Origin of the sequence: Thioalkalivibrio sp. ALJ7, assembly GCF_000376865.1 — a bacterium.
GTDB lineage: Bacteria > Pseudomonadota > Gammaproteobacteria > Ectothiorhodospirales > Ectothiorhodospiraceae > Thioalkalivibrio.
Genome location: NZ_AQXQ01000012.1, coordinates 446,770 through 471,109 on the forward strand (window position 1 = coordinate 446,770; position 24,340 = coordinate 471,109).

Sequence of the window (24,340 nt, forward strand, 5' to 3'; positions counted from 1 at the left end):
CATGACCGACACTGGCAAATGGCTGATCATCATCGGCGGGCTGATCGTGCTGATCGGCCTGCTCTGGCCGTGGCTCGGCAAGATCCCCTGGGGGCGCCTGCCGGGTGACATCGTGATCGAACGCGAGAACGCGCGCTTCTACTTTCCGATCACCACCATGATCATTATCAGCGTCGTGGTCTCGATCGTCCTCGCACTCTTCCGGCGCTGAAGCTGTACACGCAAAAAGGGGCCGGGATTTGTCATCCCGGCCCCTTTTCCGTTTCGCATCCTGAATCGAGTGCGTTCCCTCGCTCAGCGAGACATCACCTCATCGTAGAAACGCTGCAGACCGCCTTCCAGGAAGTGGTAATTCTCGATGCCACGCTCCTCCAGGTGGTACTGCAACCACCGAACCTGCTGGCCATTCTGGTCGAAAATCAACAGGTCGTGACCCTCGCGATCGGCCCGATCCAGGACCCGGTTCAGCGTGTCGATGTTCTCCATCGGGGACGAGATCTCGCGGCCCGCGAACAGCGAGATCTCGTCGCGTTCATCATTGCCTCGCACATCGACTACCACCGCCTCGGAATCGCCGCGCACCCGCTGGGCGAACGTATCCGCATCCAGCAGACGGGCCTCGAAGGCCTCATCGCCGATCAACTGGGTCTCGGGGTCCTCAATCGGCTCGCCACGCAACATCGCCAGGCCGGGATAGCGTTCCGCCCAATCCCTTACCCCAGCATCGTAGGCCTGAGTCGGGCCAAGCCCGGCCGAGTTGGCCCGCGCCGCCGCGCGATACGACATGTAGCTCTCGCGACCGTTGCAGTAGAACACCAGCGGTCCGCCATGCTCTTCTTCCAGTGCGCGCACTTGGTCTTCAAAGTCCGGCGCGCCCAGGGGTACGTGGTGGGCCCCCTCAATGTGCAGGATGTCGTACTCCAGGCGCGGCCGGACATCGATCACCGTGGAACGGGACAACTGGCCGCGCAGGTCGAACAGATCCACGGCATCCACGCCGAATCGTTCGTACAGGCTACGACCCGGGAATTCGACAAAGGCCTGAGCACTGGCCGCGATCGGGGCGCCCGCCAACCCGACACAAAGGGCCATGGCGGCAAGACGGGGACTCAAAGAGCGAAATGTCATGCGATCTCCCTTGCATGGACGGGTGGTCATGCCGCTCACGCTGCCGCGGCCGTGTCGGACGTACTGGTCGCCCGTTGGAGCGACGCGGGGTAGTGGTGCTTTATTCCGCCCCGGCCGCCCGGCTCACCCGATTGTAGCCAACCCGGGCGCCTCGTGTTGAACGCCCGGGCGGGCCCCATCCGTGGGACTACAGCAGGACCTTCTCGATGCCGCCCTCGCGGGCCCGATCGATAAAGGCCTTCTGCCACCCATCGCCCATCAGACGATTGGCCATCTCGACCACGATGTAGTCGGTGTCCAGCCCGGTGTCCTCGCGATAGCGCGAAAGCCCCTGCTGGCAGGCCGGGCAGGAAGTCAGCATCTTCACGTTGCCGTTCTCGGCCTTTTCCTCACCGGTCAGTTCCTTGATGCCCTTGTGGAGCTCTTCCTGCTTGCGGAAGCGCACCTGGGTGGCAATGTCCGGACGGCTAATGGCGAAGGTTCCCGCCTCGCCGCAACAGCGATCCGACTTCAGGACTTCCTGCCCCATCAACTTGGAGGCGACGTCCGTCGGCTTGTGCGACTTCATCGGCGAGTGGCAAGGATCGTGGTACATGTACTGCACACCCTTCAGCCCCTCGAGATGGACGCCCTTCTCCATCAGGTACTCGTGGATGTCGAGCAGCCGGCACCCCGGGAAGATCCGCTCGAACTCGTACTTCAGCAACTGATCCATGCAGGTCCCGCAGGACACCACCACGGTCTTGATATCGAGGTAGTTCAGCGTGGTCGCCAGGCGGTGGAACAACACCCGGTTCTCGGTACTGATCTGCTGGCCTTTCTCGAAGTCGCCACCCGCATTCTGCGGATACCCGCAGCACAGGTAGCCTGGCGGCAACACGGTTTGCGCGCCGACGTCGTAGAGCATCGCCAGCGTCGCCAGCCCGACCTGACTGAACAGGCGCTCAGAGCCACAGCCCGGGAAGTAGAACACCGCATCCGAATCCAGATCCGTCTTCACCGGATCACGCAGGATGGGCACATAGCGCGAGTCCTCCAGCCCCAACATCTGGCGCGTAGTCTGGCTTGGGAGACCTGCCGGCATCGGCTTCTTCACGAAGTGCACCACCTGCTCGTGCACCGGCGCCTTGCCGGTCGTCGAACGCGGAGTCTTGCCCTCGCCGGTCAGCCCGAGTGTCTTGAACGACCAGTGCCCCAGGCGCTGAGCGGCGTAGCCCATCTGGATCGCGCCCTTGCGGAGGCCCTTGATGGTGGCCGGATCCTTCGTATTCAGGAAGGCCATGGAGACCATAGTCGCCGGTGATGCCTTGCGCTTGCCTTTCTTGTTGAGGATCGAGCGCATGTGCATGGTCACATCGCCGAAATCGATGTCGACCGGGCACGGATTCAGGCACTTGTGGCAGATCGTGCAGTGATCCGCGACGTCGTTCATCTCCTCGAAGTGATTCATCGACAGCCCGCGCCGGGTCTGTTCCTCGTAGAGGAAGGCCTCGACGATCAGCCCGGTGGCCAGGATCTTGTTGCGCGGCGAGTAGAGCAGATTGGCGCGCGGGACATGCGTGTTGCATTCCGGCTTGCACTTGCCGCAGCGCAGGCAGTCCTTGATCTCGTCGTTGAGATCGCCCAGCTCGCTCTGCTCCAGGATCAGCGCCTCCTGCTTCACCAGTCGCAGGGATGGCGTGTAGGCATTGGACAGCCCGGAACCCTCCAGCAGCTTGCCGGCGTTGAACACACCGTTCGGGTCGACCTGCTTCTTGTACTTCGCGAACGACTCGATGCGCTCGGGTTCCAGGTACTGCATCTTGGTCAGACCGATCCCGTGCTCGCCGGAGATCACCCCATTCAGCTCCCGCGCCAGACGCATCACGTCGTCCACCAGGCCTTCGGCCCGATGCATCATCTGATAGTCGTTGGAGTTCACCGGGATGTTGGTGTGCACATTGCCGTCGCCCGCATGCATGTGCAGGGCGATGAACAGCCGGCTGGTCAGCACGCGGTCGTGGATTCCGGCCAGGCGCTTGCGCACCGGCTCCAGCTGGTGCCCGCCAAAGATCTCGAACAGCGGGCGTTCGACCTCGGCGCGATAGGAGATCCGCAGGCTGCGCCGCAGCAGCAGGTTCATCAGCTTGTCGTGGTCTCGGCGATCGGCACGGGCGGGCTCGTCCAGCAGCTCGTCACATTCCGATGCGAGGGTGAAGAAGTTCTCCGAGATCGCCTCCCAGCGTTTCTTCACCGCCTCCAGCACTTCCACCGCCCGCTCGCGCTTGGACTCGAACCACTGCTGGCCCTCGCCGCCGGTGTCCTCCAGCAGTTCGCGCAGTTCCGGGTGGTCGCCGCGCATGCACTCCAGCACCTCGTCGACCATGGTCAGCTTGTTCTTCAGCGACTCGCGCACGTTCAGGGATTCGATGCCCTCGGTGTACTCCGCCAGGCGTTCCAGCGGGATGACCACGTCTTCGTTGATCTTGAACGCGTTGGTATGGTGCGCGATGGCGGCCGTACGGGCACGATCCGCCCAGAAACGCTTGCGGGCCTCGGGGCTCACCGCAATAAAGCCTTCGCCGTTGCGGGCGTTGGCCGCGCGCACCATTTTGGCCGCCAGCGTACCCAGCGCATCCTCGCTATCCGACACGATATCGGCGATCAGGACCATCTTCGGCAGGTCGCCACGGGCCCCCTTCGGGGTGTACTTCACCGCGCGCACGTAACGCTCGTCCAGGTGCTCGAGGCCCGCCAGTAGAACGTCTTCCTCGGCATCCACCGCGTCCTTGATCTCGACGATCGCCGGGACCGCCTGATGCAGGTCGGTCCCGTAGAACTCGAGGCACACGGTACGGATGTTGTCCGGCATCCGGTGCAGGATGAACTCGGCGGAGGTGATCAGGCCGTCGCAGCCCTCTTTCTGGATGCCCGGCACACCCATCAGGGTCTTGTCGGTGACGTCCTTGCCCAGCCCCAGCTTGCGGAAGTTCTGGCCCGGCATCTCGAGGATCTCGGGGTCGCCCTTCGGGGTCTTGCCATCCGGCTGGTAGCGGTTCACGCGAAAGCGCACCGTCTCGGCGTCGTGGATCTTGCCGAGGTTGTGGTCCAGCCGCTCGACATACAGCCACTCGGCCTCGGGGGTCACCATGGTCCACGCGGCGAGGTTGTCCAGCGCGGTGCCCCACAGCACGGCCTTCTTGCCCCCGGCGTTCATGGCCACATTGCCACCGATCGTGGAGGCATCCTGGGAGGTCGGGTCCACCGCGAACACCAGGCCATTGCGACCGGCCAGCTCGGAGACCCGCTTGGTGACCACGCCAGCCTCTACGCGCACCACCGGCACATCCTGATCCACACCCGGCAAAGGCCGGCGCTTGACCTCGCCAATCCCTTCCAGTTTTTCAGTGTTGATGACCGCCGAGCGCTTGGACAGCGGGACCGCACTGCCGGTGTACCCAGTACCTCCGCCGCGCGGAATCACCGTCAAACCGAGCTCAATGCAGGCCGCAACCAGCGGGCCCATCTCTTCTTCGGAATCGGGTGTGAGCACCACGAACGGCAGTTCAACGCGCCAGTCCGTGGCATCCGTTACATGGGAGACCCGCGCCAGACCGCCGAACTGGATGTTGTCCTTGTGCGTCAGGCCCTTTATGCGCTTGCGCACCTGATCGCGCAACGCCGCGGTATCCGTGAATTCCTTGGCAAACGCGGACACCGCCGCCTGCGCGCGTTGGGCGAGCTTCAATGCCTTTTCGTTGCCGTCGGCCCGGGCCGTGATCTGGTCCAGGCGATGCTGCATGGCATCAATCAGCGCCTTGCGACGCTTCTTGTGCTCCAGCAGGTCATCCTGGATATACGGGTTGCGGGTAACCACCCACATATCCCCCAGGACCTCGAACAGCATGCGCGCGGACACACCGGTCCGACGCTCCCCGCGCAGCTCGTTGAGGAGGTCCCAGGTATCGGATCCCAGGAAACGGATAACAATTTCGCGGTCGGAGAAGGACGTGTAGTTATAGGGTATTTCTCGAACGCGTTCGGCGGTCATTGAGGCGTGGCCCCCCGATCAGAATGAGGCCAAAGAGTAACGGGTCCGAACGCCCTGCGCATGAACTCGCACTGTTGGTCCATGCTTTTGGGCACCAAACTATCATCCGCCACGGCATCGGCCGATGGCGAACGGCCCCGAGGAGCCGGTCTGCGCCGTTCAAGGGTCAGCGCACTTGGACCGCCCTCTCCTAAGAACCGGTCCTGCCTACAAGTGGGCGATCAGACCCAGAACGCCAATCACGATCAGATAGATAGCGACGATGTAGTTCAACAACCGGGGACGAATCAGGATCAGGATGCCAGCCACCAGGGACAGAATGGCCATCAGCAGGCTTGGATCAACTTGTAACGTCATGGGCGATAACTCCTTTCGCACGTACGTCAGGGGTGGCGTGTCGGGCACAATATCGCACCGGCGCCTTTACAGACGCCAGGCGACCGGCTCAGCGATCTCAGAACAGTTTCTCTTCCATCTCCAGATAGACGGCATTGGCGTTGCTGCGATTGGTCTCCTCGAACGCCGGAAGGTCTTCGTAGTCGGACCAGTCCATGGCCGCGTATACCTCGTCAAAGGAGTCCATGTTTTCCACCGCCGTGGCCATGTGCTCACGCAGGTACACGATGTAGTCGTGGGTAAACTTCACCGCCCGCGCCGCCTGGTCGGTACCATCACCGTGTCCGGGGACCAAAAACTTCAGGTCCATCTCCATTAGTTCCTCAAGGCGATTGACCCAGTTCTCCGAGTCCAGCGCATCGTCCCCCATGAAGGGGATGCGGCCATCGAACACGATATCGCCGGCAAAGACCACGCCGGTCTCTTCCACCACCATCATGATGTCGTCCGGGGAATGTGCGGGGCCGGCATGGACGCAACGAAAGGTCTTGCCACCCAAGCGGATGGTGTATTCATCGTCGAAGAACTCGTCCGGGGGGATGATCTGAGTATCCTCGTCGACCCACGGGGCAAGCACACCTCGGCGCTGTTCCAGTCGCGAAACCGCGCCACGGCTATCCAGGTAATCCCGCGCGCGCGACTGGCCAATGATCTTGGCGTCGGTATGGTCGGCAAAGGCCTGCAGGCCATAGATGTGATCCGCGTGATAGTGCCCCGCGATCACGTACTTGATCGGCTGGTCGGTCACTTCGCGAATGCGACGGATCATCTCAAAACCAAGCGGCGGCGTCCCCAGAGCGTCGTACACCACCACGCCCTCATCGGTCACCACGAAGCCGGCATTCGAGGTATGGCCCTCGTTGTCCGGGTCGGGGACACCGGACTTCCCGATCATGTACCAGGTGTCCGCGCCCTCCACTTCATGGGCCGTCGTGTCTACGGATACAGGCTCGTAGGGGTTATCGGGTACCGACATGGTGCTCTTCTCCTCATTCCATTTTGGTGTCCATTCGGCCCGGTCAATCCAGGCTCTGCGGACTTTGACGGGAAAAAGCCTGGAGAATTCCCTGCATTTCCCGATTACTGCCAGGGGATTGTAGTGGAGCGAGGGAGAAGTTGAGGGGGTTGCAGGTTTGGTGCGTGACCCGACGATCAGGGCATGGGCCTGAGCCAGGTCCGAGGCCGGATGCGAGGAGCGATTGAGGATACGGGCCCCTGCACGAGAAACATCCGCAAACGCCCTGGACGCCGCGTCCTCGATCGCTACAAGGCCCAGCCATGACGACACGCCCCTTCGAGGGACGAGTTGCCATGGCTGGGGGACCAGGATGATTCGGCGGCTGCGCCGCCTCACCCTTCGGGCTGCACACGCTTCGCGCGTGCAGTGCTCCGCTGCGCTACGCCGAACCTTCCAGGTTCGAACCCTAGACTCGCTCAAATATCCATAGAAAAGGGCCCCACGAGGGGGCCCTTTTCTATGGATGGCTGGGGGACCAGGATTCGAACCTGGGTTGGCGGAGTCAGAGTCCGCAGTCCTACCGCTAGACGATCCCCCAGTAAACCGGGTCGCGTGCTTCCCGTTACCACTCGACGCGGATATTAGCGCTTCGAGTACTGGGTCGCACGACGGGCCTTGCGCAGGCCGATCTTCTTCCGCTCTACCTCACGGGCATCGCGGGTGAGATGACCACCGCGACGCAGCGGCGAGCGCAGTTCTTCGTTGTACTGCACCAGGGCGCGGGCAATGCCAAGGCGGATCGCGCCGGCCTGGCCGTTACCACCACCGCCCTCGACGGTCGCGATCACGTCAAAGTTGCCGGTCGACTCGGTCGCCTCCAGCGGCTGACGCACGACCATGCGAGAAGTCTGGCGACCGAAGAAGTCGTCCAGCGGCTTCTCGTTGACCGTGATATTGCCCGTGCCGGGGCGCAGGAAGACGCGCGCCGAGGCGGTCTTGCGGCGACCGGTGCCGTAATATTGATTGCTAGCCATTCGGATCGATTCCCTTGCTGGTTCTGGCGGCTCAGATTTCGAGCGGCTGCGGCTGCTGGGCCGTGTGCCGGTGTTCGGTGCCGGCATAGACCTTGAGCTTCTTGAACATGGCCCGGCCAAGCGGGTTGCGCGGCAGCATGCCCTTCACGGCAAGCTCCAGCACCTTCTCCGGATGACGCTCGATCATCTGGGTGAAGTTGGCTTCCTTGATGCCACCCGGGTAACCGGAGTGGTGGAAGTACTTCTTGTCCATGGCCTTGTTGCCGGAGACGCGGATCTTCTCCGCGTTGATCACGACGATGTAGTCGCCGGTATCGACATGCGGCGTGTACACGGGCTTGTGCTTCCCGCGCAGGCGGCTTGCGATCTCCGTGGCGAGTCGACCGAGGGTCTTGCCGTCGGCGTCGACGAGAAACCAGTCGCGTTCGACTTCGGCCGGCTTGGCGCTGATGGTACTCATGATGTTCGATGCTCCGAGGTCGGGGCGATTCAGAAAGCGCGCAAGAATAACGCTTCCCTGCGCCCGATTCAAGCTAGGCGGACGTAGATTTAATCGTGCGTCCGCGCTCAGGTCGCTTTTGCGTACAGGTAGAGCCACAACGCCGTGGGCGCGACTCAATCAGTGCCCCCTAGATAGACAACTGGGCCCCGCCTGGGCGGACCCATCAGGTCTGGGTATGGGGGTCTGGATATGGCGCTACGGCGCAAAAGAAAGGGGCCGACCCCGAAAGGCCGGCCCCAGCAAACCCCGGGCTCGTGCCCGGGTGCGCTTGGCACCAACGGTTACAGCTGGGCTTCGGCGCGTTCCTGCACTTCCTGCATCAGCTCAGGGTCGTTCTGCAGAGCCATGGCGACTTCGTTGTATTCCTCGACGCTCATGCCCGCATCTTCGACGGCGCTAACCATTTCATCCTGCGCTTCCTGCTGCATGGACTGGGCCTCGGTTTCATCCTCGGCACCCTGCAGACGGTCGGCGAAGTCCTCGCGCACTTCCTGAACCGCGACGAACGCGGAGACGAAGGTGTCGATATCTTCTTCGCTCAGGTCAACCTCGGGGGCTTCCTGCATCGGGGCGCCGCCCTGGGCCGCGCCACCTTCAGCACCGCCCTGCGGCGGCTGACCACCTTGGGCACCGCCTTCCTGGGCCGGCGGCTGTCCGCCCTGGGCACCGCCCATGTCACCGCCAGCACCACCTTCGGCGCCACCGGTCTGGGCCGAAGCGGCACCACCAACGGCAAACAGGGAGGTCAGGGCCATCGCGAGCATCGTCTTGCGCATATTCATCATTTTGCTCCTTCTTCCTTTCATGATCGTTCGGATCTCGGGGCCATACGGGCGTTTACGCCTGTGACCCGATTTCGTTGCAACCGTGTGAGGAGGGTGGTCAGGCCTTGAGGCCTTGATCCCTCGATTGCTACTGGAAGGAGTTAGCAGATGCCGTGCCAAAACCGAACAAAATACGAATCTATAATAATATCAGTATCTTAATGTTTTTCTTCTACCCAGGATCGGGCGATGCAAAGCACAAAAAGCGGGTCACAATGACACATGAGTCAGGCCGACCCGTGTCAGGATGTCACGTCGGGTCGGACTCCCCGAGCTTTCGGTACAGCGTCTTGCGCCCGATCCCAAGGATCCGGGCTGCCCGTTGCTTGTTGCCATCCACGTGCTCCAGGACGCGGCGGATATAGTCACGCTCACGTTCCTCCAGGGTCGGCCACTGGGGATCGTCTTCAACACCTGGCACGGGCATGGAGTCGGGGCGCCCGTCGGGAGCGTCATCGGGGACGCCGTGGGCAGCCCCCTGCAGGACGCGCTCGGGCAGATCGCGGGTTTCGATCACTTCACCCGCGGCCAGCGTGGCCGCGCGCTCCATCAAGCTCGCCAGTTCACGGACGTTACCCGGGAAGGAATATCGCACCAGGGCACGCAGGGCTTCCGGACTCAGGCGACGCTCGGGGAGCCCGCGTGTCAGCGCCTGCTCGCGCAGGAACTGCAAGGCCAGGCGCTCGATATCGTCGCCGCGCGCACGCAGGGGCGGAATCTCGATACGGAAGGTTTCGAGGCGATAGTAGAGATCCTCGCGAAAACGGCCATCGGCGATGTGAGCCTGCAGATCCTGGTGGGTGGCCGCGACGATGCGCACATCCGTCGCGATCTCCTCGTTGGCCCCCACCGGGCGCACGCGACCATCCTGCAGCAGGCGCAGCAGCTTGCTCTGCATCGCCACCGGCATCTCGGCGATCTCGTCCAGAAACAGCGTGCCGCCATCCGCCTCGGTGAACAGTCCTCGGCGAGCCCCCTTGGCGCCACTGAAGGCACCCGCCACATGACCGAGCAACTCGGATTCGAGCAACGCCTCGGGGATACCCGCGCAGTTGATCGCGACGAACGGGCCAGCAGCCCGCTCGCTCTCGGCATGCAGGGCCCGAGCGACCAGTTCCTTGCCGGTACCGGACTCGCCAGTGATCAGGACGCTACCGTCCGCCACCGCGATGCGCCGGATCAGGTCAAACAGATGCAGCATCGCAGGGCTGCGTCCCTGCATGCCATGGAAGCCATCGGCCTGCGCAAGGATCTCGCGGTACTGGCGCACCTCGTCCTTCAGCCGGCGCGCCTCGGTGACCCGATCGGCCGCCAGACGCAGGTGGTCCAGGTCCACCGGCTTGGTCAGGAAGTCATCGGCGCCGGCTTTGAGTGCGGCGACGGCCTGATCGATGGTTCCGAACCCGGTCAACATGATGAATCCAGGCGCCGGGGCCCGGGCTCGCGTCACTTCCAGCACATGGAAACCATCGGCACCCGGCAGCCGCAGGTCGCTGACCACCAGACTGAAGGCGTGTTGTGCCAGGACCTGCTCGGCATCCTCGGCACTCTCCACCGTCGTGACGGCATATCCGGCATCGGTCAGTTCTTCCTGTAGTAGTTGGCGATGACCGCGATCATCCTCGACGACCAGGACCGCCTCCTGCACCGGCGACGAGGTTTGTGCTTGCGCTTGCGTATTCATCCGGCGATGCCTCCGCCGTTCGCTGGGGGCGATCCGGAACCCCTTGGCAAATGCACGACGAACCGAGTCTCGCCGGCCTTGCTCCGGTCAAGGTCGACCCGCCCCCCATGATCTTCCAGCGCCACCTGCACCACGGCCAGACCGAGCCCCGTTCCCTGTCCGGTCGGCTTGGTCGTAAAGAAGGGCTCGAACAGCCGCTCGGCCTGCTCATCCTCGATCCCGCCTCCGGCGACAGGACCATCATCGGCGACCACCAGCTCAACCCCTTCCGGCACCGCGCGCCAGGCCACCCGGACCTGGCTTGCAGCCGCCTGGGCGGCATTCTCCAGCAGATTCTCCAACGCCTGCCCCAGTCGCAGCGGATCCGCCGCGACCGATAACGCATCACCTTCCACCTGGAACTCGATCGCGCCCGATGGATGTTGCGCGCGGACGCGGTCGACCAGATCGTTCATGAACGGCCCCAGCGCTATTGAACGCTCCTGCAACGGATTGCGCCGGGCAAAATCCAGCAATTGCCGCACAATGGCCTCCACCCGCTCCAACTCGGACTTCAGGGCCTGCATCTCTTTGCGTGCCGGATCCTCCTCGGGCAGATGACGAATCGCGCGCTGCACGCGCCCCGCGATAATCCCCAGTGGCGTACCCAGCTCGTGGGCCACGCCCGCCGCCAGCTGTCCGATGGCCGCCAGCTTTTCCGAGTGCCGCAGCTTCTCTTCCAGCCGCACCTGCTCGCGACGCTGCGCCTCCAGCTCGGCTTCCGAGGCCTCACGCCGTTCCATCATGCGATTCATCGACACCGCCAGGCCGCGCAACTCGGCCGGCCCATCTTCCGGAGCGCGCAGCCCGCGCTGCCCGTCGCCGATGGCGCGCATCGCCCCCATCAGGCGCGACACGTGCCGCCCTACCGCCCGGTGATAACCCAACAGAACCACCAACAGGAACAACGCAGCAATGCCCATGAGCAGTAGCAGACCCTGCCACTGAAGCTGGGTCACGTAGGCGCGAAAGGGCGTGACATCTCGCGTCACCTGCAACAGGCCGACGATCCGTCCTGCCGAGTCGGACAGCGGCAGAAAGAAAGAGAAGATCTCACGCCCTCGGTGCTCCCCGAAGGCCCCGAGACTACCGGTCTCGCTGATCACCCGCGCCTCCCCGCGGCGCTGCAGAGTCGGACTCGGCGGCCCACTGGCCGCCACCATGCGACCCTCGGCATCGTAGACATACACCCCGAAGACCTCTTCGATCTGAAACAGCGAATCCAGCGACTGCTGCACCGCTGCCGCGTCCTCCTGCAGCATCGCGCTGGCAACGGGCAAACGGATCGAACGTGCCACCAGCTCGATGTCCTCCTGCATGCGGTTTTCCATCTGTGTCTGAAACTCATGCAGCCCCAATGCCACGACCGCCGCCATCAGCAACAACAGCGGCAGCAGCACGAACGACAACACCGCGGTACGCAGGCTGTTCAGGCGTCGAGTCATAGACAGGGGGAGTGATCCGCAGCGTGGTCAGGGAGTAGCCATGGTAGCCATGGGAGGCGGCGGGACGCGAATTACGGGCAAAAAAAAAAGCGCGGGTCGAGCCCGCGCCAAGAAAACCACCAAAGGAGGATGGAGGAGTCCACTAACCACTGACAGGGGGGACAGCGATTAGCGTATGCAAATCTTCTAATATGGCGATGTTATTGTCAACCGGCTTATGCGCAGGGGGTCGCACTTCACCGTTCCGTCATATCACGTACCCTTGAAGACCTGCATACCCTTTAAGACGCACACCTTTCCGATCTATTCCCGGGTACTTGCCAATCAAACGAAAAATCCACGAAAACCCGATTTCCATCACGGATTGACCACCATGCTTCGTCACTTGAGCCACCCCGTTACGCCCCTGGCACAGAACGCGACCTTGATCTGGTGTGATGCTACCGGGGCCGCGGCCTGGGTGGATCCAGGCGCGGACGCCGCGGATCTGGAACGGATCGCGCAAAAACAGGGCGTCCACCTGGAAAAGATCCTCCTGACCCACGGCCACCTGGACCACGTCGGTGCAACCGCCGAACTCGCCGCGCGCACGGGCGTTCCAGTCATCGGTCCGCACCGAGACGATGCCTTCTGGCTGGATCAGCTCCCGGCGCAGGCCCAGGTCTTCGGCTTCCCCGAGATCCCGCCGCTGGTCCCAGACCAGTGGCTGGACGACGGAGACACCATTACGCTCGGGCAGACCACGCTGCAGGTCCTGCACTGCCCCGGCCACACACCCGGCCATGTGGTCTTTCACGATCCGGAGACCCACCTGGCCCTGGTGGGTGATGTCCTGTTCCACGGCGCGATCGGCCGTAGTGACTTTCCGCGCGGCAATGGCCGCGAGCTGATCGGCGCCATCACCGGCAAGCTCTGGCCCTTGGGCGACGACACCCGCTTCGTACCCGGCCACGGTCCCGAGTCGACGTTCGGCGAGGAGCGGCGCAGCAACCCGTTTGTTGCCGACCACGTGCTGGCGACTGGAAGCGGCGAAACGGGACGGGGTCGCTACTATTGACGCTACGAAGGACCGCTGTACTGAAAACGCTCTGGGAGAGAACAACACCGACGATGAGCCGGCGTTGCTTCGCCTGCGAGCAAGCTGCTACAGGGGTTGGGTTCTCCGCGCGGGTTGATTCGATATCCCCCTGCCGCCCGGCCCCGGCAAGCGCCGGTCCAGGCGGGTCAGAGATAAAACCGCGCGTTCAGCCTTTGGCGCGCAGCGCCGCAATCCGCTCTTCGATCGGCGGATGGCTCATGAACAGCTTTTTCAGCCCCTGAGCCACGCCACCCCGGATACCAAACGCCGCCATCTGATCCGGCATATCCACCTTGCGCCCAGAGGCGCGCGCCAGGGACTCCAGGGCGCCGATCATCTTCTCGCGCCCGGCAAATCGGGCACCCGCCTCGTCGGCGCGAAACTCGCGCTGGCGCGAGAACCACATCACGATGATCGAAGCGAGGATCGCGAGGATGATCTCGGCCACGATGGTGGTGATCCAGAAGGCCGGGCCATGCCCCGCCTCGTTCTTGAACACCACGCGATCGACAAAGTGGCCGATCACGCGGGCGAGGAAGATCACAAAGGTGTTCACCACCCCCTGGATCAGCGCCAGGGTCACCATGTCGCCGTTGGCGACGTGGCCAACCTCGTGGCCCAGCACGGCCTCGACCTCGCCCTGCCCCATGTTCTGCATCAGGCCCGTGCTGACTGCGACCAGGGCGTTGTTCTTGCTCATGCCGGTGGCAAAGGCGTTGGGGTCCGGCGAGTCGTAGATTCCGACCTCCGGCATCCCGATCCCGGCTTCGCGGGCCTGGCGGGTCACCGTCTCCAGCAGCCACTGCTCGGTCGCGTTACGCGGCTTGTCGATCACGTGGACCTTCATCGTCTTTTTTGCCATCCACTTGGAGATGGCCAGCGAGATAAAGGAACCGCCGAAGCCGAACACCGCGGCGAAGATCAGCAGGGCATTAAAGTTAAGCCCGACACCTTCTTCGTCGAGGATGCGTTCCACCCCAAGGATGCGCAGCGTAATGCTGAGCACAATGATGATGGCGAAGTTGGTCGCCAGAAACAGCGCAATACGTTTCATGAAGCTTTCCTGTACTCCAGCAAGGATCGGTTAAGGATATCGGAAACATCGGGGCGAACCCGGAAGATTCAAGGCCAACCCCAGCCGCAAACCGGCGATCTGAAGACCGCCCACGCCGGCCGGGGTTCAACTCGGACGTACCTCCAGGCGATCCGCATTCTGGTAGCCGCGCGGCAATTGGCGACCCCGTCGGGCGCGTTCGCCCACGTACTCGGCCCACTCCGCCGGAGCCAGCGCCTTGAAACGTTTTCCGGCGTGTACCACCAGCGTGTCCTGTGGTCCCAGCACGGTGACACCGAGCACTCGCTCGGACCCATCCTTGAGCGCCGCGGCCGGAATCCCCATTAGCTTGTTGCCCTTGCCTCGCGCCAACTCGGGCAGATCCGTTGCCGCGAACAGGAGCAGGTAGCCGCGCGCGGTCACCACCGCAATGTGATCCTCGTGCGGATTGCGTACCAGTGCGGGCTGCAGCACCGTCGCCCCAGGCGGCACGGTTAACACGTTCTTGCCGGCCTTTTGCCGGCCGAGCAGATCACCCAGTCTGGCAATGAACCCATAGCCGTAGTCGCTGCCCAGAAACCAGCGGTCCTCTTCGCCCCCAGTGGCGATCCCGACGAAGTACGCACCCTCCGGTGCGTTGACCCGCCCGGACAACGGCTCTCCCTGGCCGCGCGCCGAGGGTAGCGTATGGGCGGGGATGGTGTAGGTGCGGCCGGTGGAATCAATAAATGCCACTGGCTGATTGCTGCGGCCGGTCACGGCGGCCTGAAAGGCGTCGCCAGCCTTGTAGCTCAGCCCGCTCGCCTCAACGTCGTGACCCTTGGCCGCCCGCACCCAGCCCTTCTCCGAGAGCACGATCGTCAACGGCTCGGTGGGCACCAGTGCGGACTCGTCCAGAGCCTGTGCCGCCGCCCGCTGGACCAGCGGCGAGCGGCGCTCGTCACCGTACGCCGCGGCGTCATTCTCGATCTCCTGACGCACCAGAGTGCGCAGACGGCGCTCGGACCCTAGGGTCTTTTCCAGCTGGTCGCGTTCCTTGCTGAGCTCGTCCTGCTCGCCGCGGATCTTGATCTCCTCGAGCTTGGCCAGGTGGCGCAGCTTGAGCTCCAGGATCGCCTCGGCCTGGATATCGCTGAGGCCAAAGCGGCTCATCAACTCCGGCTTCGGCTCGTCGTACTCGCGGATGATCGCAATCACCTCGTCGATGTTCAGGAAGGCGATCAGCAGGCCTTCCAGCACATGCAGGCGCGCCTGCACCTTCTCCAGGCGCCACTGCAGACGACGCCGCACGGTCTCGATACGGAAGGTCAGCCACTCCGACAGCAGTCCGGCGAGGTCGCGCACCTGCGGGCGCCCATCCAGGCCGATCACGTTCATGTTCACGCGGTAGGTCTTCTCGAGGTCGGTGGTCGCGAACAAGTGCGCCATCAGCGCCTCGACATCCACACGATTCGAGCGTGGCGTGATCACCAGGCGGGTCGGGTGCTCGTGGTCAGACTCGTCGCGCAGGTCTTCGACCATCGGCAGCTTCTTCGCCCGGATCTGGCTGGCAATCTGCTCCAACAGCTTGGCGCCAGAGACCTGGTGCGGGAGTGCTGTGACCACGATGTCGTCGCCTTCCCGTTCATAGCGGGCACGCGCACGGATCGAGCCCTGCCCGGTCTCGTAGACCTTCTTGAGCTCCGCCGGTGGGGAGATGATCTCGGCCTCGGTGGGGTAGTCCGGCGCCGGAAGGTGCTCGCACAGCTCCGCCACCGTGGCCTTCGGGTGTTCCAGCAGATGCACGCAGGCGGCGGCCACCTCGCGCAGGTTATGCGGAGGGATGTCAGTCGCCATGCCCACCGCGATTCCGGAACCGCCATTGAGCAACACGTTCGGCAACCGCGCTGGGAGCATCTTCGGCTCCTCCAGCGCACCGTCAAAGTTCGGCACCCAGTCCACCGTGCCCTGCCCGAGCTCGGACAACAGCAACTGGGCATAGCGCGACAGTCTCGACTCGGTGTACCGCATCGCGGCGAAGGACTTGGGATCATCCGGTGAGCCCCAATTGCCCTGCCCGTCCACAAACGGATAGCGATAGGAGAACGGCTGCGCCATCAGCACCATCGCCTCGTAGCAGGCCGAGTCGCCGTGCGGATGGAACTTGCCAAGCACGTCGCCCACGGTGCGCGCGGACTTCTTGTACTTGGCGGTGGCGGACAGACCCAGCTCGCTCATCGCGTAGATAATCCGCCGCTGCACGGGCTTCAGGCCATCGCCGATGTGCGGCAGTGCGCGATCCAGGATCACGTACATGGAGTAGTCCAGGTACGCCTTCTCGGTGAAGTCCTTCAACGGCAGCTGCTCGCCGCTGTTGGCGAACAGGCTGGGGGTCTCGATATCGGTCATCGGCGGTCTCGCGGACGTGGATGGGCCGGGGTTTTACACCGGGCCGGGCCCGCGTACTGTAGCGGGCACGCGCCCGCCGTTCCACGGGCCCGCCGAAAACCACTGCGTCAGAGGAGGACTTCGTGCCGGATACAGGCTGGGTTGCCAGTATCGTCGCGGTGGCCGTCTTCGGCTTCGCCGCAGTCAGCGTAGTGCATGCGCTGCTGCAACGCCGCGACACAGGCACCATCATCGCCTGGGTTGGGCTGATTGTGCTCCTGCCCCTGGCCGGCTCGGCGTTGTACTGGCTGTTTGGGGTCAACCGCATCCGTCGGCGCGCCCACGCCCTGCGCGAGGGCTACCTGATTACCGACCCCAGCGCACACGACGATACCCTGGTCGAACACCCGGCCCGCTGGGAGCGCCTGTTGCATTCCGGAGATCGACTGAGTCCGTTTCGGTTGGTCCGGGGCAATGCCATCGAACCGCTGTTCGATGGCGATCGCACCTATGCGCGCATGCTGGACGCCATCGACCAGGCCCGCGCCAGCATCACGCTTGCGACCTACATCTTCGATTACGACCGCGTCGGCGAACGCTTCGTCGCCCACCTCCAGCAGGCCCACGACCGCGGCGTGCAGGTGCGCGTACTGATCGACGCCGTCGGGGCCCGCTACAGCCGCCGCAATACCCTGCGCCGGCTTCGGCGTGCGGGCATCCCGGCCGCAGCCTTCATGCCGGTGCACCTGCCCCGAAGCCTGGCCGCTTTCAACCTGCGAAACCACCGAAAGATGTTGGTAATCGATGGCCGCCGCGCCTTCACCGGCGGCATGAATATCCGCCGGGGGCACAGCCATATCGATCCCGGATCGCACCCGATTCAGGACCTTCACTTCGAGTTGCGCGGGCCCGCCTGCGCCCAGGTCCAGCGGGTTTTCGGGGAGGACTGGCAGTTCGCCACGGGGGAACGCCTGGACGGACCGGTCTGGTTCCCCGATCCCATCGAGACCGCCGGTGCACGCGCCTGTCGCGGGCTTCCCGATGGGCCGGACGAAGACTTCGAGGTACTGAATTTCACCTTGCAGGCGGCTCTGGCCGAGGCCCGCGAAGAGGTGACGATCATCACCCCTTATTTTCTGCCGGGGGTCGCACTGGCCGGGGCACTCAAGGCCGCGGCCCTGCGGGGCGTGCAGGTCAACATCCTGATTCCCGCCCTCAACAATCTGCGCCTGGTGGAATGGGCCAGCCGACCCCAACAGGCCGAGCTACTGGAACGTGGCTGCCGCCTGTGGCTCACGCCTCCCCCCTTCAACCACGCCAAGCTGATGCTGGTGGATCGCGAATGGGCCCTGGTCGGTTCCGCCAACTGGGACCCGCGCAGCCTGCGCCTTAACTTCGAGTTCAATCTGGAATGTCTGGACCGCGGACTGGGGTCGGAACTGGCCGAGTGGGCCGACCACCTGCGCGAACAGTCGCACCCCCTGACGCTCGCGGAAGTCCGCACTCGCCCACTCGCCACCCAGCTGCGCGACGGTGCGGCTCGCCTGCTCACGCCCTACCTGTAACCCCCGAGTGACAATCAGCGTCTCCCTAGGTGTGGAGTCGTCCGATGGACAACCTATTGAGAGATCACACCCAGGGAAACGCTGATTGCATCGCGCGTAGACACGGCGTTAGTCGTCCCCATCCGTAAACCCTGATGAACCGGGACACCCCAACGATGTCTTTTGTACTGTAGGTACCAGGGATACTCGTGCACGGGTACATGCATCAACCCGTTTCTTCCCAGGGGGCGTAAAGGGATGTTACGAAAGTCGAAGATTCGGCCAGGAAGGTCATGAACGGGATTCTGGTGCCATCTCTCTACGTCGCGGCGGGCCTCGCCGTGTACGCAACCATCAGCCACCTGCTGTATAGCCGGCAGAGCGCCCGACGCATGGAACACCGCCTGTTCGCCGCGATGGGCGCGTTAATGGCGGTGGTCGCCGTGAGCTCGGCCCAGACCTATCAAGCCACCAGTGTCGACGCCTACGCCCGGGCCTTGACCCTCAATATTTTTCTGCTCGCTCCGTTCTACGTCCTCTTCGCCGCGTTTGTCGCGGCCCATACCCGCACCCGCGCGACCCCGATCATCAGTGGCCTCCTGGTACTTCTGGTCATTACCTGGGTGGTCAACGCCCTGCAGCCCTACAGCATGCAGTACCACAGCATCGATGCGATCCACGTACTGGAGCTCCCCTGGGGCGAAACCGTGGCCCTGGCCGAGGGCGCTATCAGTCCGTGGTTCGTCTTTGGCGTGGCCGCCGTCCTTCTCGTCTTCGGGTTTGCCCTGACCAACCTAACCCGGCACTACCGCCGGCATCACCAGGGCACCACCCTGCTCCTGCTGGGCGGGATCGGGATCTTTGTGCTGTTCACCCTGCAGGGCGTACTCGCCCGCTCGGGTGTCATCGAGATGCCCCAGCTCGCGCCATTTGGCTATGTGGTCATGGTGGTCATGATGAGTGTGGTTCTGAACCGCGAGACCGGGGAGCGTCTGCGCGACTCGGAGGCCCGTTTTCGCGCGCTGGTCGAGCAATCGCCGATCGGGATCCAGGTGCTGACGCCCACCGGCGAGATCCGCCAGACCAACCCGGCCTGGGAACGCCTGCACGGTCCACAGGCGTCGGCTCCGGGCGGCAACGTTCTGACGCGGCCGGACGCCATCGACCGGAAAGTTCTAGCCCCCCTGCGGGCCGCGATGCGCGGTCAGTACCAGGAGATCCCTCCTCTGGCCTACACCCCACCCGACATCCCCGGGGACAACGTCTCTGGCGCCGCAACAGGAGGTACTGAGCGCTGGCTGCGGGGCTGCATCTATCCCCTGCAGGATGCTCGGGGCGAGGTGCAAGACGTGATCGTGATGCAAGAGGACATCACCGCCGAGCATCGCAGCGAGAGCGCCCTGCGATTGATTGCCGAAGGCCTGCAGGCGCGCTCACGCGAGGAGTTCTTCCAGCAGCTTGTACTCAAATTAAGCAACCTGTTTAACGCCGACTACGCCCTGGTCGGCCTTGAGGCCTCTGACCAGTCCGGCGTGGTGGAGACCGCCGCCCTGTGCGCCCAGGGCCGCATCGTGGAGAATTTGCGCTATGACCTGGCCGAGACCCCCTGCGAACGGGTAATCGAGATCGGCTCCTGCATCTACCCCTGCGACGTGCAGCAACGCTTCCCGAAGGACGAGATGCTGGTCGAGATGGACGCGCAGAGCTACCTGGGGGCGCCCATGCTGGACAGCCAGGGGACCCTGCTCGGGCACATTGCGATGGTCAATCGACACCCTGTGGAAGATGTCGACAAGGCGATGGAGATCCTCGAGATCATGGCGGACCGCGCCGCAGCGGAACTAGAGCGCCTGCATACCGAGGCGCACATCCACGCCCTGGCCTACCACGACTCCTTGACCGGGCTGGCCAACCGCACCCGGCTGCACGACGATCTAACTCGGCACATCGAGGAAGCCCACGTCGAAGACCTGCATGGCGGGCTGATCCTGATCGACCTGGATCACTTCAAGACCATCAACGACGCCCTCGGCCATGCGGTGGGCGATACCGTACTGGGCGCAGTCGCGGACCGCCTGCGCAGTCACGCCCCGAAGGACGCACTCATCGTGCGCCTGGGCGGCGACGAGTTTGCGGTGGTGCTGCCGCCGAGCCCAACCGGACGCGAGGCGCTGGAGCCCGAAGTCCGCGCCATCGCCGAGCGCATCCTGGAGGCGCTACAGCGCCCCATCATCCTGGGAGAACGCACCTTCGGGGTCGGGGCCAGCCTAGGCTGCGTACTGTATCCGGATGCCGGCCAGACCTCGGCCGATGCCCTGCGTCATGCCGACATCGCGTTATATCAAGCCAAACGCGCGGGGCGCGGGGGCGTGCAGTTCTACCGCCATGCCCTGCAGGACGAGGCCCATGCTCGCCTGCAGATCGAGGAAGGTCTGCGCCAGGCCGTCGAACGCGGAGAGCTAGCCCTGCACTTTCAACCGCAGGTCGACGCGGCCGGCCGCCTGATCGGCGCCGAGGTGTTACTGCGCTGGCAGCACCCGGAGATGGGCGCGGTCCCACCCGCCCTGTTCATCCCCATCGCAGAGGAAACCGGCCTGATCCACGGCATCGGAAATTGGGTGCTGGAGCAGACGTTGGTACAGCTGGCGCGATGGCAGAGCGATGGCCTGCAGCCTCCGCGCCTGGCGCTGAACCTGTCCCCCTGGCAGCTCGCCCGGCCGGACTTTGTGGACCGCTTCGAGGCCCTGCTGCGCCAGCACCGGGTGGACGCCGACGCCCTGACCCTGGAGGTCACCGAATCCGGACTGCTGCGCGATCTCCCGGATGCGATTGCCAAGCTCGGCGCCCTGCGCCGGCTCGGGGTGCGCATCGCCCTGGATGACTTCGGCACGGGCTATTCCTCGCTCGCCTATCTGCGCGACTTGCCGGTGGACGAACTGAAGATCGACAAGTCCTTCGTCGACGAACTGATGGCCGGCGGCGACCGGACACTGATCGAAAACATCGTGGATATCGCGCGCAACATGGAGCTGGACGTGATCGCCGAGGGCGTGGCCCAGGCCGAACAACGCGAACAACTCCTGGCGCTGGGCTGCAGCCATTTCCAGGGCTTCCTGTTCAGCCCAGCGCTCCCGTCCGGGGACTTCAGCCTGCAATTCCTGCAACCATCGCGCTCCGAGTCGAACTAGGCGTGGGGTCTCACGAGGTTGTCCTCAGGTAGACCGAGCACAACCTCGTGAGAGTCCACACCCTGGACCGCCGTCCCGTACCGCGTCGTCAGGGAGCCTCGTCCAACCCGCATCCCAATGCCCCGCGTCGGCGCCGCGCCTGATCCGATACCGGTCGGTCCAGGCCCGCCAGATCCTGGTACAGCACTACCTGACTGCCACCATCGGCCTTGGCGGCGTACATGGCGCGGTCTGCCCGCTGCAGGAGCGTATCGACGTCGCCCCCATCCTGCGGAAACAACGCGCCACCCAGGCTAAGCCCGACCCGCAGCGACTCGCGATTCACCTCCACGGGTTCCTCGAAGCGTTCGATCAGCTTGAGTCCGATGCCGGCCACGGCGTCCGGGTCGCGCACGTTCTCCAGCAACAAGACGAACTCGTCGCCACCCACGCGCGCCACGATGTCGCTGCCACGCATCCCTTCGCGCAGCCGGTGAGCCACGGTCACCAGGACAACGTCCCCCACATCGTGGCCCAGACGGTCATTGATCGGCTTAAAACCGTCGAGGTCACAGACCATCAAGGCCACGCCGGTACCCGCGCGCTGAGCCCGACGCAACGCCTGCTGAATATGCTCCTGCAACAGACTGCGGTTGGGCAGCCCCGTCAGGGAGTCGTGATGCGCCTGATGCCACAAGCGCTCCTCGGAATCCTTGTCGCGGGTAATGTCGCGCACCATGCCCAGCACCTGTACCGGGCGCCCGTCGGGAGCGCGGTCGATCTCGCCCTCCACGCGGACATGGCGGACGCCCCCGTCTCCGCGCACCACCCGATGATCCACGCGATAGAAGTTTTCGCGGTCCAGGGCCTCGTTCGTCGCACGCCGCACACGGGTGCGGTCATCCGGGTGTACGGCGCGCATATAGGCCTCGAACCCGGCCCCATCGGTCTGCGCGTTCAGGCCAAACAGTTCGAAGACATGCGAGGACCAGTTCATCCGCTGCCCGCGGATATCCCAGTCCCAGTAACCGGCGCCGGCAATGCGCTGTGCCTCCTCCAGGCGTTCGGTCGTCTCTTGCAGGGCCGCGGTGCGCCGGGCCACGGCTGCCTCCAGCCCGGATTGCGTCTCGCGCAAGCGCACCTCGATGCGCTGGCGTTCCTCCAGCTCCTTGCGCAAGGCGGCATGGTCGCGCCAGATCCGCCGCCGCACCCGCAGCCACATCAGCGTGATCATAATCATGATCAGACCCGTGGCGACCAGCGTCACCTTCTGCGCCTGCTCGTGACGCTGGGCCATCGCTGCGACCGCCTCTTCGTTGTCCTGCTCGAAGGCCGCGAGGATCGCCTCCATCTGATCCAGTACGTCTTCCTGTACCGGCATCGCATCGGCATACAGAATTGCCAGCGCCTCGTTGCGCCCACCGGCCAGGGCTACGTCCACGAGTTCCGAGAGGATGGGGGCGCCGGTCGCAGTCAGCTCACGCAGCTCGGCCAGCAGGGCCGCATCACGTGGCGTCTGGGCCAACAGCTCCGCACCCTCGCGGGCCTCCAGGAAACGCTCCGCCAGATCCCGGAATTCGCGCTGATAGCGGTCCTGCAACGCCGGGTCCTCGGCGCTGATAACCAGCGATGCGCGCAACATGCGTTCGCGCACCAATGAGCGCATGCGGTGGACGCGGTCCACCTTGTTCACGTATTCCTCGGTCAGGGCCTGGACGTCGTTCTGCAGCTGTTGCACGCGCAGCCAGCTGGCCACGGCGACCGCAACAACCAGCAGCATCACCACCACAAAGGCGCTGGTCAGACCGGAGACAAAGGGACGCGGAGCCATCGCAGCTCACCACCCCACAAGGGCGCAGGGCGGCTTCAGGAACGCGCGGGAACGCCTGCCACTCCAGGCATTTCGAACCGCCGCCACATCCTTGACGCGCATCCCCTTCCCCCTGTTTGATCGATCGCATCTACACGATCCAGGCGGGAGGGTGCCGCGAGATGGCCACAAACTCAAGCGATGAGGGGCATCGGGCTGTGCGAACGGTCGCGAAACGGGCCGAACTGGAGCCGGTTTATCGCAGCGCGGAATACGACGTGGAGACCGAAAGCGGAACCCGCACCCTGCATATCGGCGCCCCGGCACCCGAGGTCACATCCTGGATGAAGGCGCACGGCCTGCGCCGGATCGTGTTGTTCACCGCCTGCAACCCTGGAAGCCGGCCCGCGACCGCCAGGGACAATCAACAGCGTCAACGCCGACTGGAACAAGCCGTAGCCAACCACGGCCTACGCGCCTGGCCAGCCTGCAATCGCGACCCTCTGGGCCACTGGCCGGACGAACCCGGCCTGGCGATCGCAGATCTATCCGATTCCGTACTGGTGGATTGGCTGGAACACTTTGACCAGAATGCGGCCGTGCTACTGGAGCCGCCGGCCGCACCACGACTCGTGTGGCATCCGGCCGTGTCGGGCCGGGACAGTGCTTAAAGCGGCAGACGGCCGCCGGATGCCACCAGGATCGTGACCAGTCCAATCACGGTATTGATTCCCACCAGGATGCGGATCTGGCCCAGCCGGCGCAGGCCTTCCGAGGCGTCGTCTGCGGCAATCGCCTGACGCATGCGGCGGAACGGGGCAAAGAACACGTGGGCGAAGATCGCCATCATAATCAGACCCAGCAACAGCATCGTGTGGACGCTGGGGTGCACGTCACCCATGCCGCCGAACACCCCGAAGATCATGTAGAAACCGGTCGCCAGGATCACCACAACCGAGGCCCAGACCCAGGGGAAGAAACGGCCGAAGACCGCCTCCCACAGCTTCAGCCGCGCCATCCCCTCCAGCTGCTGCCCGGCCACCGGCCGCAGGAACATGTAGGCGAAAAACATGCCGCCCACCCAAATCACCACCGCCAGCACATGCAGCACGTTCGCCAGTGCGTATCCCGTCATTGTCGGATTCCTTAGTCGCGTTCCCAAATGTGGCTCGCAGTGTAGCCGCACTTGGGCAGCGCTGCCGACCCCACCCCTGCCAGCAGGAGCGCGCACATGATTTAGAATGGTGTCCTGTACGCGGCCTTTCGCCGCCCCTGCAACC

The 24,340-nt window shown here is 64.2% G+C and carries 18 protein-coding genes and 1 tRNA gene; 5 read left to right on the forward strand and 14 right to left on the reverse strand.

Annotation, left to right across the window (positions count from 1 at the left end):
• Position 1 precedes the first annotated feature (1 nt).
• On the forward strand, positions 2-211 hold the full coding sequence (locus D002_RS0110710; protein WP_018141921.1) for a DUF2905 domain-containing protein: 210 nt from the start codon (positions 2-4) through the stop codon (positions 209-211).
• 83 nt (positions 212-294) lie between these two features.
• Here D002_RS0110710 and D002_RS0110715 read toward each other — a convergent pair whose 3' ends face one another.
• From D002_RS0110715 to D002_RS0110760, 10 genes are all read right to left on the reverse strand, one after another.
• Positions 295-1,128, reverse strand: coding sequence for a rhodanese-like domain-containing protein (locus D002_RS0110715; RefSeq protein ID WP_018141922.1), 834 nt, complete (start codon positions 1,126-1,128; stop codon positions 295-297).
• Between the two features lie 187 nt (positions 1,129-1,315).
• Positions 1,316-5,158, reverse strand: coding sequence for a DUF3683 domain-containing protein (locus D002_RS0110720; protein ID WP_018141923.1), 3,843 nt, complete (start codon positions 5,156-5,158; stop codon positions 1,316-1,318).
• 207 nt (positions 5,159-5,365) lie between these two features.
• On the reverse strand, positions 5,366-5,515 hold the full coding sequence (locus tag D002_RS13615; RefSeq protein ID WP_018141924.1) for a DUF3096 domain-containing protein: 150 nt from the start codon (positions 5,513-5,515) through the stop codon (positions 5,366-5,368).
• 97 nt (positions 5,516-5,612) lie between these two features.
• Positions 5,613-6,530, reverse strand: a complete 918-nt coding sequence (locus tag D002_RS0110730; RefSeq protein WP_018141925.1) for an MBL fold metallo-hydrolase — start codon at positions 6,528-6,530, stop codon at positions 5,613-5,615.
• A 506-nt stretch (positions 6,531-7,036) separates the two neighbouring features.
• Positions 7,037-7,110, reverse strand: a tRNA-Gln gene (locus tag D002_RS0110735).
• Positions 7,111-7,153: 43 nt separating this feature from the next.
• Positions 7,154-7,546, reverse strand: a complete 393-nt coding sequence (gene rpsI / locus D002_RS0110740; protein WP_018141926.1) for a 30S ribosomal protein S9 — start codon at positions 7,544-7,546, stop codon at positions 7,154-7,156.
• Positions 7,547-7,577: 31 nt separating this feature from the next.
• Entirely contained in the window at positions 7,578-8,006 is a 429-nt protein-coding gene (gene rplM, locus D002_RS0110745; RefSeq protein WP_018141927.1) for a 50S ribosomal protein L13, read from the reverse strand.
• 323 nt (positions 8,007-8,329) lie between these two features.
• Positions 8,330-8,830, reverse strand: coding sequence for a DUF4168 domain-containing protein (locus D002_RS0110750; RefSeq protein WP_018141928.1), 501 nt, complete (start codon positions 8,828-8,830; stop codon positions 8,330-8,332).
• 292 nt (positions 8,831-9,122) lie between these two features.
• Complete coding sequence (locus D002_RS0110755; RefSeq protein ID WP_018141929.1) at positions 9,123-10,556, reverse strand: sigma-54 dependent transcriptional regulator; 1,434 nt, start codon at positions 10,554-10,556, stop codon at positions 9,123-9,125.
• Positions 10,553-12,040 (reverse strand): ATP-binding protein, encoded by a 1,488-nt coding sequence (locus D002_RS0110760; RefSeq protein WP_018141930.1) that lies wholly within the window; start codon positions 12,038-12,040, stop codon positions 10,553-10,555. The genes D002_RS0110755 and D002_RS0110760 overlap by 4 nt, the downstream gene beginning before the upstream one ends.
• A gap of 373 nt (positions 12,041-12,413) precedes the next feature.
• On the opposite strand from D002_RS0110760, the gene D002_RS0110765 reads away from it, so the two are divergent.
• Complete coding sequence (locus tag D002_RS0110765) at positions 12,414-13,097, forward strand: MBL fold metallo-hydrolase (protein ID WP_018141931.1); 684 nt, start codon at positions 12,414-12,416, stop codon at positions 13,095-13,097.
• A 187-nt stretch (positions 13,098-13,284) separates the two neighbouring features.
• On the opposite strand, the gene htpX is transcribed toward D002_RS0110765, so the two are convergent.
• The gene (gene htpX, locus D002_RS0110770; RefSeq protein WP_018141932.1) at positions 13,285-14,172 is read right to left on the reverse strand and encodes a protease HtpX; all 888 of its coding nucleotides are present in this window, start codon (positions 14,170-14,172) and stop codon (positions 13,285-13,287) included.
• Positions 14,173-14,298: 126 nt separating this feature from the next.
• Positions 14,299-16,560, reverse strand: a complete 2,262-nt coding sequence (gene parC, locus D002_RS0110775) for a DNA topoisomerase IV subunit A (protein WP_018141933.1) — start codon at positions 16,558-16,560, stop codon at positions 14,299-14,301.
• Positions 16,561-16,682: 122 nt separating this feature from the next.
• Between parC and D002_RS0110780 the strand changes: the two genes are divergently transcribed.
• Positions 16,683-18,104 carry a phospholipase D-like domain-containing protein gene (locus tag D002_RS0110780; protein ID WP_018141934.1) on the forward strand — a complete coding sequence of 474 codons (1,422 nt, stop codon included), beginning with the start codon at positions 16,683-16,685 and terminating at the stop codon, positions 18,102-18,104.
• A gap of 272 nt (positions 18,105-18,376) precedes the next feature.
• A complete protein-coding gene (locus D002_RS0110785) occupies positions 18,377-21,271 on the forward strand; it encodes an EAL domain-containing protein (protein WP_018141935.1) in 2,895 nt (964 codons plus the stop codon).
• Between the two features lie 88 nt (positions 21,272-21,359).
• Here the strand turns inward: D002_RS0110785 and D002_RS0110790 are convergent, their stop codons facing one another.
• Positions 21,360-23,081, reverse strand: coding sequence for a diguanylate cyclase domain-containing protein (locus D002_RS0110790; RefSeq protein ID WP_018141936.1), 1,722 nt, complete (start codon positions 23,079-23,081; stop codon positions 21,360-21,362).
• A 161-nt stretch (positions 23,082-23,242) separates the two neighbouring features.
• On the opposite strand from D002_RS0110790, the gene D002_RS0110795 reads away from it, so the two are divergent.
• A complete protein-coding gene (locus D002_RS0110795) occupies positions 23,243-23,731 on the forward strand; it encodes a DUF3293 domain-containing protein (protein ID WP_018141937.1) in 489 nt (162 codons plus the stop codon).
• Here the strand turns inward: D002_RS0110795 and D002_RS0110800 are convergent.
• The gene (locus D002_RS0110800) at positions 23,728-24,195 is read right to left on the reverse strand and encodes a CopD family protein (protein ID WP_018141938.1); all 468 of its coding nucleotides are present in this window, start codon (positions 24,193-24,195) and stop codon (positions 23,728-23,730) included. The genes D002_RS0110795 and D002_RS0110800 overlap by 4 nt on opposite strands.
• Positions 24,196-24,340: the final 145 nt, after the last annotated feature.

Excerpts from the sequence above, each read along its gene's own strand:
- D002_RS0110710 (WP_018141921.1), top strand. The coding sequence starts at position 2 with ATGACCGACACTGGCAAATGGCTGATCATCATCGGCGGGCTGATCGTG.
- D002_RS0110715 (WP_018141922.1), bottom strand. The coding sequence starts at position 1,128 with ATGACATTTCGCTCTTTGAGTCCCCGTCTTGCCGCCATGGCCCTTTGT.
- D002_RS0110720 (WP_018141923.1), bottom strand. The coding sequence starts at position 5,158 with ATGACCGCCGAACGCGTTCGAGAAATACCCTATAACTACACGTCCTTC.
- D002_RS13615 (WP_018141924.1), bottom strand. The coding sequence starts at position 5,515 with ATGACGTTACAAGTTGATCCAAGCCTGCTGATGGCCATTCTGTCCCTG.
- D002_RS0110730 (WP_018141925.1), bottom strand. The coding sequence starts at position 6,530 with ATGTCGGTACCCGATAACCCCTACGAGCCTGTATCCGTAGACACGACG.
- rpsI (WP_018141926.1), bottom strand. The coding sequence starts at position 7,546 with ATGGCTAGCAATCAATATTACGGCACCGGTCGCCGCAAGACCGCCTCG.
- rplM (WP_018141927.1), bottom strand. The coding sequence starts at position 8,006 with ATGAGTACCATCAGCGCCAAGCCGGCCGAAGTCGAACGCGACTGGTTT.
- D002_RS0110750 (WP_018141928.1), bottom strand. The coding sequence starts at position 8,830 with ATGAATATGCGCAAGACGATGCTCGCGATGGCCCTGACCTCCCTGTTT.
- D002_RS0110755 (WP_018141929.1), bottom strand. The coding sequence starts at position 10,556 with ATGAATACGCAAGCGCAAGCACAAACCTCGTCGCCGGTGCAGGAGGCG.
- D002_RS0110760 (WP_018141930.1), bottom strand. The coding sequence starts at position 12,040 with ATGACTCGACGCCTGAACAGCCTGCGTACCGCGGTGTTGTCGTTCGTG.
- D002_RS0110765 (WP_018141931.1), top strand. The coding sequence starts at position 12,414 with ATGCTTCGTCACTTGAGCCACCCCGTTACGCCCCTGGCACAGAACGCG.
- htpX (WP_018141932.1), bottom strand. The coding sequence starts at position 14,172 with ATGAAACGTATTGCGCTGTTTCTGGCGACCAACTTCGCCATCATCATT.
- parC (WP_018141933.1), bottom strand. The coding sequence starts at position 16,560 with ATGACCGATATCGAGACCCCCAGCCTGTTCGCCAACAGCGGCGAGCAG.
- D002_RS0110785 (WP_018141935.1), top strand. The coding sequence starts at position 18,377 with ATGAACGGGATTCTGGTGCCATCTCTCTACGTCGCGGCGGGCCTCGCC.
- D002_RS0110790 (WP_018141936.1), bottom strand. The coding sequence starts at position 23,081 with ATGGCTCCGCGTCCCTTTGTCTCCGGTCTGACCAGCGCCTTTGTGGTG.
- D002_RS0110795 (WP_018141937.1), top strand. The coding sequence starts at position 23,243 with ATGGCCACAAACTCAAGCGATGAGGGGCATCGGGCTGTGCGAACGGTC.
- D002_RS0110800 (WP_018141938.1), bottom strand. The coding sequence starts at position 24,195 with ATGACGGGATACGCACTGGCGAACGTGCTGCATGTGCTGGCGGTGGTG.